General features: G+C 73.2%; 3 protein-coding genes. All 3 read left to right on the top strand.

What is annotated here, in order from left to right; genetic code table 11:
- On the top strand, nt 1-6,610 hold a 6,610-nt coding region (locus GT042_RS00620), incomplete at its 5' end, for a lonely Cys domain-containing protein (RefSeq protein ID WP_161306728.1).
- A gap of 9 nt (nt 6,611-6,619) precedes the next feature.
- Nucleotides 6,620-7,270 carry a type VII secretion system-associated protein gene (locus GT042_RS00615; protein WP_161306727.1) on the top strand — a complete coding sequence of 217 codons (651 nt, stop codon included), beginning with the start codon at nt 6,620-6,622 and terminating at the stop codon, nt 7,268-7,270.
- Nucleotides 7,271-7,316: 46 nt separating this feature from the next.
- On the top strand, nt 7,317-7,956 hold a 640-nt coding region (locus GT042_RS00610; protein WP_161306726.1), incomplete at its 3' end, for a TetR/AcrR family transcriptional regulator.

Genomic DNA, 7,956 nt, shown 5'->3' with positions numbered 1-7,956 from the left:
GGACACGGAACGGGACGCCTTCGAGGCGGCGGCGGACGAGCTGCGCGGGCTCAGGGAGGCGGCGGAACGGGCGGCGGCGGAGTACCACCGGGTACGGGCGGCGGCCGACCAGCTCACCCGTTGGCACCGGCTGGCGGCCACCGAGGAGGGCGTACGGCAGCTCGACGGCCTGGAGGAACCGCCGCCGGTGACGTACCAGGCGCCGCCCCGGCCGACCCCGCCCGCGCGTCCGGACCCTCCTCGCTACACGAGGAGCGGTACCGGCCCCGGCGCCGTGCTCACCTCGCCCGAGCAGGACACGTACACGCTGCACGACGGGCCGAGGGACGGCGATTCGTTCTTCCGCGCGCTCGCCGAGGGCCTCGACCGGGCCGACCCGGAGCTGCTGGCGTCCGTCGGCATCGACCTCGCCGACCCGAACGCGATGCCCCTGCTGCGGCGGCGGTTGGCCGCCCGGCTCACCGATCCGGCGGACACCGATCTGCTGGCCTTTGTCGCGCCCGACGACACCGACGTCTTCAACGACGGTGAGATCGGCGGCGCGGGGCTCGACCTCGGAGCGGACACACCGGCCCGCCGTGAGTTCGACGCGCTGGGCGGACTCATGCCGTACGCCGCCGACCTGAGCCCGGAGGTCCGGGCGGGTCTGGCGGAGGCGCAACTCCTGCGGAAGGGCGACGCCGACGACGGGACCGGCTGGAACCACTCCGCCGCGGATCTGCTCCCGGCCCTGGCCGCGCGGACGTTCGGGGTACGGATCACGGTGGTCGGGGAGGACGGCGGCTTCCAGCACTTCACGCCGGGGGGCGGGGCGGGCGGAGGGAACCTCCGGGGCTTGGTGGAGGACGCCGACCGTGATCTCCCGCACGTGGTGCTGAGCCTTGAGGACCACCACTATCAACTGGCCGTGCCTCCGGCGGAGTCGACGCGATCGGGCACGACGACGCCACCGGTGCCGCCGCCGCCGAAGACGGATCCGGCGCCCCCGACCTCGGATCCGGGGCCGCTGACCACGGACTCGGGGTTGTCGATCCCGGATCCGGCGCCGCTGACCACGGATCCGGGGTTGTCGACCACCAGCCCCGTGCCGCCTCCCACCGACGGGGCATTGACGACCACCGATTCCGTGGAGCCCGCCACTGCCCCGGCACTGTCGACCGACCGCGCGTTGTCGACCGGGGACCCCGACCGTTCGGTCGACACCACTGCCACGCTTCCTGCCACGCTTCCTGCCTCGACGACGCCTCCCGTACCTCTGCCTCCTCCCGCGCCGCCGGTCATCGACACCCCTGAGGTCGTGGTCACCCCGCCCGCCCCCACACCCCCGGCGCAGACTCCGGCCCCGCGCCCCACCACCGGCCGCGGTGACGCCCCCCGGGGCCGGGCCGTACGCGTCCCCCGCAACGGTGAATGCCTGCTCTACTCCTTCATGGCCAGCGACCCCGAGCGGTTGCGCGAGCGCCTCGGCCTCGCCTCCGTCGACCGGGCCGCGCACGACTGGCTCGGGAACGCGGACACGGTCCACCGGGACCTGCGGAGCCACGCCACCACCTGGCGCCCCCGCGGCCCGTGGAACGCCGTCATCAAGGCCGTCCGGGGCGTGGTGGCGGAGTACGTGGGCCGCAGTGACGGGGTCCTCCATCCGCAGATCGCGGGCCAGTTCCGCAGGACGGTCACCGACGCCTTCGCCCACCGTGTGGCGCGGATGGACCGGGCCGAACTGCTCGCCCACCTCGCCCACCACGGCGTCGATCACGTCTCCCTCCCGGAGGCGTTCGGTCCCGACGAGCTGCTGCGTCTCTACGTCGACACCCGCCTGGCGTCGGAACCCGCCCGCGAGGGGATGTCCGTGGACGACGCCCGAGCCGTGGAGGAGGCACGGGCCGGCAGCCTGGCGCCGAGCCGGATGTTCACCCAGGTGGAGGAGCAGGGCCGGCTTCCCCGACTGGAGTCCCTGACGGTCGGTCAACTGCGCCGCCTGCTCGGCGCGGTGTATCCGCTGAGTGACGCGCCGCTGGACAGCGAGGAGTTGGCCCGGCTCCTGGACGCGGTGGAGAACTGGGAGAGCCGCTGGGAGACGCCGGAGGGGGAGATCTTCCTGCCGCTCCTGGCCCACGTGTTCGACGTGCAGGTCGACGTGGTACGGCCGTTGAGGTCGGGGTACCGGCGGCTGAACGGTGTCGCGGGGCCCGACGGAGCCGTACGGCACATCGAGGTCTACTACAACGGCTCCAACCACTACGAGGGCAGCGACGCGGCACCGGAGGTCCTGCCCGAGGAGCCCGGCCCCGGCGATCTCTCTGCCGACGTGGAGGACGGGACAGGGACGGACCTGCCCGCGCTGGACCCCCGCGAGCCGGTCACCACCGACGAACTCACCCGGGCCGGAATCGAGTTGACCGGCGCGCGGCAGATCCACGCCGCCCTGCTCGGCGGTGCCGCACCGCTGTCGGTCGCGGACGCCGGCCTCAGCCGCGTCGAGCAGGCGTTGCTCGTCCGGCAGCGGGCGGCCGACCGGGACCACCGGGCGGACGCCACCCGGGCCGCCTCGTCGGGGCGGGGGACCGTACCCGCGTTCTCCGAGCCGTCCGCACCGGCGGACGAGACCGACGCGGACGCGGTGGACGACGCCGTGGCGGATTCCGACGCCGAGGACATCGGCACCTACGCGGATTCGGACGACGAAGTGGTGATCGACACCGGCCACGACATCGACGGCATGTCCGACTCCGAGCGGTACCCCACCCCCGCGAACGCCCTCCTGCCGCCTCCTTCCACGGAGATCAGCTTCGAGGAGCGGGGAAAGCTGCTGGGCGACGAGGACGAGGAACGGCTCACCGAGCTGGCCCGCCAGGTCGCCTGGGCCGGAACCCTGAGCGCGCAGGCGCGGATACCGACGCCCGAGAAGGCCGTCACCGTACACATCACCGGGCTCGAACGCGCGGAGAGCGTCCAGGCCGTCTTCGAGGAACACCTGCGAAGGGCGCTGAGGCGCCTGCGCCAGGCGCACTTGTTCGGCGGCTTCGGCATCGTCGTGGACAGCCGAGGCCGGGACGGCGGCCCCCACGGTGGGCCCGGGCGGCAGAAAGTGACGGTCGAGGTGGGGTTGCCGCCCTACGCCGCCGCCGTCAGGCAACTGGCCACGCTGGTCGACTTCTTCGAACCCGAGGTGCTGGCCGTCCGGATCCTGCACCGGGACGAGGACGACGCCGTCGACGAAGCCACGCTCACCGAACTGTACGAGCTGACGGCGGACGCCATGAAGGCCGGGCACGCGACGAGTGTGGACGCGCTGGCCGCGTACCACCTGAGCAGGAGCGGTGTGTTCAGCGCCGCGACCCGTATCGCCGGTCCCGGCGGCCGGTCGGGAGGCCGCAACCTGACGCCCGATCCGATCACGAACGTGGTGACGGACACCTACGTCGAGACCCGGCTCGGGAAGGTCGCCGGAGCGCCGAAGCCGTCGCCGTGGCACCGGCCCGGCGAGCAGGGACAGCCGACACCGTACGCCGTCGTGGCCGACGGAGGCCACGACCACGTGAGGGTGCCGCTGAACGGGGTCCACCTCAGGATCTCGTGGCGGGAGTTCGCCGAACTCCTCGCCATGGATCCCGAGTTGGCGGCACTGGGCGCCGAGGTACCCGTCCTGCTGCTCGTGCCGGACGCCGGTGGCCAGGGCCTGGACCTGCCCGGCCGGACCGCGTTCAGGACGGGCAGAGAGGTCTGGACCCATACCGGCCGGGCCACTCACCTGGTCGCCGACGACCCCGCCGACCACGAGGTCAGGATCGAGGTCCCCGACCTCCGCCCGCGAAGAGCGCTCGGTGACTGGGCCCTCAGCCTGCCGGGGGACCGGGACCCGGCAGGCCTCGGAGGGGTCGACGGGTCCGAAGGGGAAGGCGCCCGGGAGGAGCCGTACGACGAGCTGTACGTGGAGGACGTGGGGCTCGTCGCGGACCGCCGGATCAAGACCGTCACCCTCCTGCACCACCACCGGCCCGTCGGACGTGTCTCGATGAGGGACCGTGACCTGGCCACCCGGGACGAACTGCACCGGCGGCTGCCGGAGATGCTCACCAGCGGTCACCTCGATCCGGTCACCGGCGGCTGGTCCGGCGACGCGGACCCGGTGCCGTGGGCCGGCCGCCCGGTCTACTACTTCCACGTGCACGGCAGACCGATGCGGGCGGAGCTGGAGCACGTCGACGGAAGAGTCCTGTCCGTCCGGGGCGGCCAGGTGGGCGGTTTCGTCAAACGGCGTCCGAGTTTCCGGAAGCTCCGCGGTGAGGCGCTCAAGTCCGGTCGCAGACTGGCGATCGTCCTTCCGTCGTGCTTCGCCGACACACTCGCCGACCCCGGGTTCGACCTGGACGAAGGCACCGCCTCACCGTTCGTCTTCGATCCCCTCACCATGGAGTCGATGGCGCAAGGAGCCGCCAACGGCAGCGGCCAGCCGGTCCTCGCCCCCGACCGGCTGCACTATCTGGGCATCGGCGTGGACGGTACGTACCAGCACGGGATCGCGGCCACCGTGCAGGGCGTGAAGGGTGCCTGGCGGGAACTGTGGCCGTATCCGGAGGACGCGGAACTTGACCAGTTGGCCCAGTGGGCCGGACTGCCCGTGGGCAGGGGCATCTCGCCCGGAAGGGCACGACGGGAGACCCTGCGGCTGGTCCGGGCACTGCGCTGGACGCTCGGTGCGCCGGTCGAGGCGGACAAGGACGATCCCTCGGGCGAGTACCGACGCCTGCTGCGCGGGATCGGGGCGTTGGAGCGGATGCGGCGGGCGGATCCGGAACTGGTCGCGCTCGGCGGCCCGTTCAGCCTCCCTCTGCTGGACCGGCTGACCCGCGCGCACCTGGAGCGTACGGGCGCGGCCAAACCCCCGCGGGTCCCCGTCGGGCCGGAGGACGTCAAGGCGATGCTGTACGCGGCGGAGGCCGCCCGGACGACCAGGGACGACGGAACTCCGTTGCCGCTGCGCGCGTTTGTGCCGCTGCCGTCGGTGGACCGGGCGGTGGCCCTGCTCAAGGACCAGGATCTCGACGGCCTGGTCACCCTGGCGCGGGGTGAGGTCTCCTGGGGAGCCGGGGCGCCGGACCGGGTGAAGCTCTTCTGGGGGACGGTCAAGGCGCGCGAGGCGCTCGGGGAGCGGACCCCCGACGAACTGCGGGCCCTGGAGGAGAAGGTCCTGCATCTGGGCCCCGTGAAACCCGGGGACGGCCCGAGGCCGGCGGTGGACCTGACCCAGGGGTCGGCGCTGCTCCGGCTGGCGGCCGGCGCCGCGGCCGTCGGGCTCGATCCGCGCGACCCGGCCGAGCTCGCCGCGTATCACCTCATGCAGCGGGGCGCGTTGAGCGACAGCACACTCATCGTGTCGGCGAAACCGAGAGGCGTGCGGGGGCGCGACTGGAAGGGGCGGCCGGTCCGGGAGGAGATCGTCACGGACACCTACCTGCTGTCGCCCGACGGCTCGGTCGCCAACGGTGTGTCCGGCCCCGCCCCCTGGGCGCCCGCGCCGGGTTCGGGACAGCCCGCCTCCCCCTACTTCGTGGTCGCAGACGGCTCAGGCGGGACACTCGATCTGCGCCTGCCGACCGGGACCGTCCCGGGGGTGCCGGACGACGAGGTCGCGGCTCTGGTCAGGTACGACCAGCGGCTGGGCGCGATACCGCTCGCCACCCCCGTCGTCCTGATCGGCTCCGACGGAGGTGAGCCGCCGGTCGAGGTGGCGGTGGCCATCGCCGGCCGGTCGAGTACGGCGAGGAAGACGCTGGTGGGCCGCGAGGCGACGCAGTTGGTCCTCGATCCCGCTCTGGGCAAGGCGGTCATCGTCGTGACGGGGACACCCGTACCGCAGCGGCCGGACTGGTTCACCTTCCGGCCCGGGCCGCTACGGGTTCCTTCGCCCCCGTCTCCCACGCCTCTTCCCGCTCCGGCGCTCGTCCCCGTGCCCGCCCCGGCGCCTCTGACCGTGCCCTCCGCCGACGGGGAGGACGGGGAGGACGGGGAGGACAGAGAGGACGGAGAGGAAACGGAGAGCCCGGAGAGCGCGCGGAGCCCGGAGTTCGAACGGGCCGCCCTCGATCTCGACCCAGGCGCGTTCACGCGCCTGCTCGTCGCCGCGCTGGACCGGGACGTCCCCGAACTGCTGGGCGCGGGCCCCGGATCGGCCACCCCCGAGGCGCTGACCGCGTGGCTGGACAGCAGGCTGGCGGGGGAGGCCCCGGACGCGGAGGACCGGATCCCCGGTACGGAGGCGCTGCTCCCGCCGTACGAGATGGTCACCACCGGGCAACTCACAGCCCTGCGCATACCGTTGACGCTCGACACGTACGCGGAGGCGTCCCTCCAAGGCGACCGGCTCTCCGTGCTCTCCGCCGGACTGACGCGGACTCAGCAGTTCCGGCTGCTCCTCGCCTGGCTGGGCGCCGACGCGCCGCGCGCCGCCGCTTTTGTCGAGGCGCTGGCCGCTCTCACGGCGTTCGAACTGGGCATCCGGCTCGCGCTGTTGGACGCGGCCGGGGGCCGCCTGCTCCTCGGACCGCCCGACGGGCCCGTCGTATCGCTGGACACCGCTCGACACTCCGGGACAGCCGGACCGATGTGAGGAACGCGCATGGCAGAGACCGACGACGGGTTCGACCCGGAGACACCCGAGCCACCGGCGGAGATCGTCGAGGCCGCCCGGCGCCTGCCCGGCCAATGGCTCAGCCTCCCCGATCCTGCCTGGTCGGGCGCCGACGGGGGCGGGGCAGCGGACAGCGACGAGGCCGGGGACACGAACCGGGTTCGGGCGGGGAGCGCGCCGCCGGACTGGGCGATCCCCGGCCGCTGGCTGGCCGGCCCCACCGGCACGATCGTGGCGTGGGAGGACAACGAGGAGTACCGCCCCTCCCCGGAGGCCCTCGGCTGGCCCGCGCCCACCGATCCGGTCGAGTCCGCGATCCAGCTCGCCGTGACGGGGTACGGGCCCGCCGAGGACGTCGTCCGGACGCTGGCCGCCGCCGAGGTCGCCGTCCTCACGGCCACCGACGGCGGTGCGCTGGCCGTACAGTCGGCGGAAGGCGAACCGGTGATCCCCGTCTTCACCTCACCCGCGTACCACGACGCCTTCGGGGCCTTCGCGGCCCGGATCGTCCCGGTGGCCGAACTGGTCGGGCAGCTTCCCGAGGGGTACGCGCTCTACGTCAATCCCACCGGACCGGCGGGCACGATCATGGCGATCGCCGAGCTGATCGAGGAGATCGGGTCTCGTGATAGCCTCTAACTAAATCTTGAGACTGTATAAGCGCAGGGCGGGAAGGCGGCAGGCCATGGCAGAGGCGGGCACGACAACCCCCCGCGAGCGCTACCGCACCCAGGTACGCGCGGAGGTCAAGGAACACGCGTGGGAGCAGATCGCCACGGCGGGGGCCTCCGCGCTCTCCCTCAACGCGATCGCCAAGCGGATGGGGATGAGCGGCCCCGCCCTCTACCGGTACTTCGCCAGCCGCGACGACCTGATCACCGAACTCATCCGGGACGCCTACCGGAGCCTCGCCGACACCTTCCGTACGGCCGCCGCGTCCGGCGCCGACCTGGCCGCGCTGGCGCACGCCATGCGCGGCTGGGCCCTGGCGGACCCCCACCGGTACTTCCTCATCTACGGCACCCCCGTCCCCGGCTACCACGCGCCCGACGACATCACCGCCATCGCGTCCGAGATCATGACGACCGTGCTCGACGCGTTCGCCGGGGTGCCGTCGGACGGCCCCGCGACGCCGTTCGAGACGCACCTCGAAGACCACCGGCAGTGGGCGCGCGACCACCCCGCCTCCGCCGCGACCCTCCACCGGGGCCTGACCTTCTGGACCCGGCTGCACGGCGTCCTGTCCCTCGAACTCGCGGGCCACTTCACCGGGATGGGATTCGACAGCGGCCTGCTCTTCGCCGCCGAGCTGGACGACCTGCTGG

The sequence above is a fragment of the Streptomyces sp. SID3212 genome (assembly GCF_009865405.1).
Lineage (GTDB): Bacteria > Actinomycetota > Actinomycetes > Streptomycetales > Streptomycetaceae > Streptomyces.
This window is presented reverse-complemented; position numbering and strand designations above follow the sequence as displayed.